At 41.1% G+C, this 2,767-nt stretch carries 3 protein-coding genes; all 3 read left to right on the forward strand.

The window, feature by feature from the left end; genetic code table 11:
• Positions 1 to 469: fibronectin type III domain-containing protein (locus KKE17_10400; GenBank protein MBU1710402.1), on the forward strand; the 469-nt coding region annotated here is incomplete at its 5' end.
• 300 nt (positions 470 to 769) lie between these two features.
• A complete protein-coding gene (locus tag KKE17_10405; protein MBU1710403.1) occupies positions 770 to 2,119 on the forward strand; it encodes an SBBP repeat-containing protein in 1,350 nt (449 codons plus the stop codon).
• Positions 2,120 to 2,471: 352 nt separating this feature from the next.
• Positions 2,472 to 2,767 (forward strand): hypothetical protein (locus tag KKE17_10410; protein ID MBU1710404.1); only part of this gene is annotated, 296 nt, incomplete at its 3' end.

The following is a 2,767-nucleotide window of genomic DNA, read 5'->3' on the forward strand; positions in this document are numbered from 1 at the left end:
TACGTTGCGGCACTCCGATCTTGATTCCCTTGATCCATCAGTCGATTATTACTACCGGGTGCGAGCATATAAGGGGCATTCCGCCACATGCGGTGACTGGGATGGTCTTTACACCAATATAACTAATGAGGCCACCAATCCAGCTAAACCCACGGCTTTCCTTGCGTCACCTGAGGGGTCAATGAAAATCAAACTGACATGGACCGATAACGCTGTTGATGAAACAAGCTATAAGATCGAGAAGAAGATGTGGAATAACGTTTGGGTTGAGATTGATTCTATCGCACAAAATAGCGAATTGTATAGAGACACGCTCGGGCTTAATCCTGACTCGAGCTATACATACAGGATCAGAGCATACCGTTCCGGAGACAACAGCTATTCACCGTACAGTGATGAAGCTACAACCACCACGAATATTTACGGTGGTCAATGGGTTGATGATACAACCTGTCTGCCCATTGAATAACCAGCCATGAGGATTATGAAATCTTAACAGAGCTGTTAATTACATATTGATAAAAGAAGGCGGGCCGTGAATCTCACATGGTCGGCCTTCTTTTTTTTGTGCGAAATTTATGGTACAAAGAAAATTATAATCAAATAATTGAGGTGATATCGAATGTATAGATTTTTGAGTAGGGTGTTCTTATTCTTTGTCATTATTTCATTCACAAGTCAGCTTACGTCCAAAACTGCCGCAGCCCCTGAATCAAATTCTCTAATAAAATTTTCTCAAACAACTTCAGTAGTGGTTGGCCAACAGAAAGTGCCTGATCCGATTTTTCCCTTTATTGATATAGCAATTGACAGCAAAGGAAATATCTTCGTTGCCGGAGTCACCACTTCTGGGGAATTTCCAGTTGTTACAGCCGGATATGACACAACGTACAACGGAGGAGATGATGTCTTTGTCGTCAAATATGATAGTGAGCTGAAACATCTGCTCGCAGCGACATTTATCGGAGGTAAATCCAATGATTGGAGCCGCGCGATCTACATTGATGGTCAGGATAATATCTATATTACCGGGAAATCATGGTCTCGTGATTTTGCCGGAGGAATTGACAAGGCTTTTGTGAATGAATTGGTACAGGATATTGGTTTTATCGTTCAACTGGATTCATCCTTATCAATGATTAAAAGTATTGCCTATATCGATAATGCCGACATTTTTGCTATTGCCCCTGGACATGACGGCACACTGTATGTTGCCGGAGGCATAACCAGCGACCCTCAGGCGGAGGTTCGCGCATTGACTGCGGGTTTTGATCGAAAATATCACGGCGGCATGAGTGATGGCTTTGTCGCACGATATGGGGTGACAGGCCTTGATCAATTGATGAATTTTACTCTGATCGGCAGTTCCGGGGTTGATGAGATAATTGATATTAAAGTAAATGATCAAAATTTTGTTTATCTTGTCGGATATGCCGGCGCCAGTGATTTCCCCACTACTTCAGATGCTTTTGACAATACCTATAATGGTGGCTTTACGGATGCCTTTGTCGTCAAGCTGGATGGAGAACTATCAACACTTGTCGCCTCAACATTTCTCGGCGGGCAGAACATTGATAGAGGCCATAGTCTTGGTATTGATGACCATGATCAAATAGTTGTGACCGGTGCAACGGAATCAGCTGATTTTCCTTGCTCCGAAGTCTCTTTTGATAATTCCTTCAATGGCGGCGAAAATGATATGTTTCTCACTGTCCTGAGTGGTGATTTGGACAAAATCATCGCTTCTACTTTTGTCGGGGGATCAGCCAGAGACCGTGGCATTGACTTGGTTATAACTCAGGACAATCATATCGTTGTTGCCGGCGAAACCAGTTCCAGTAATTTTCCTGTTATTGGAGACAGCCGGACGAATAAGTATTCCGGTGGCCAAACCGATATGTTTCTCGTTCTTTTTGATATCTCCTTGAACTATCTTGGAGGATCAATCTTGGGCGGTAAGCAGGAGGATCTTATGCCTCAACTGGCTTTGATCAATAAAGATGTACTTGTAGTTGGAAGCACCGCTTCCAATGATTTCCCGTCAAAAAGAACAATGAAGGCTGTCGATTACTCTCAGCGGATGTTTGATCTTTTTGTGTCACAAATCAGTTTTAAATGAGAAAGATTGTAACGGATGAATATTGTTTGCAGGCTATCCGGTTGTGTCGTCTTGCCCGTGGGGTAACAGTTCAGAGGGATATTTCTTATCGATTATAATTGGATGATATGACCGGATAGCCTGCAAATTCATCTATTCACAGATGACTTATGATAATAAATCTTATATCCCTCCATTAAAGCAGAAGATTTTATTTCCAGCGTTAAAAATTTCTTCAAGTCGAATAAATTTTTCTCATGTCAGTTGTGTAAATTCTTGGCATTTAATTACATTTTTACTATAATGAAAGGATAGGGAAGTTGCATCCATATTTTAACGTCCATTTAATTTGAGACTCTTGGTGGTTTTTTTTATGAAGTACAATTTGCCACATCATCTTGGAAATTGTTTTAATATAATTACAAGTTTTTTTGATACATCCATTGTCAAGCGGCAGCTAAAATATTTTGTTGCGCATGTTCAAGTTACCGTCCTTTTCTTTTTTATCTTTTTCCCAATATCATCTGCTTTTGCTGAGGTTTCCTTTCAGTCCCTGAATTCACTGCATTCTGGATTAAGTTTTCCTGATGATGTGGCGGTAACCTCAGATGGATTTATCTATGTAGCGGATGCCGGCTCAAACAAGGTTTTTATATTTGATGCCAACCA

The sequence above is a fragment of the Pseudomonadota bacterium genome, assembly GCA_018823135.1.
Taxonomy (GTDB): domain Bacteria; phylum Desulfobacterota; class Desulfobulbia; order Desulfobulbales; family CALZHT01; genus JAHJJF01.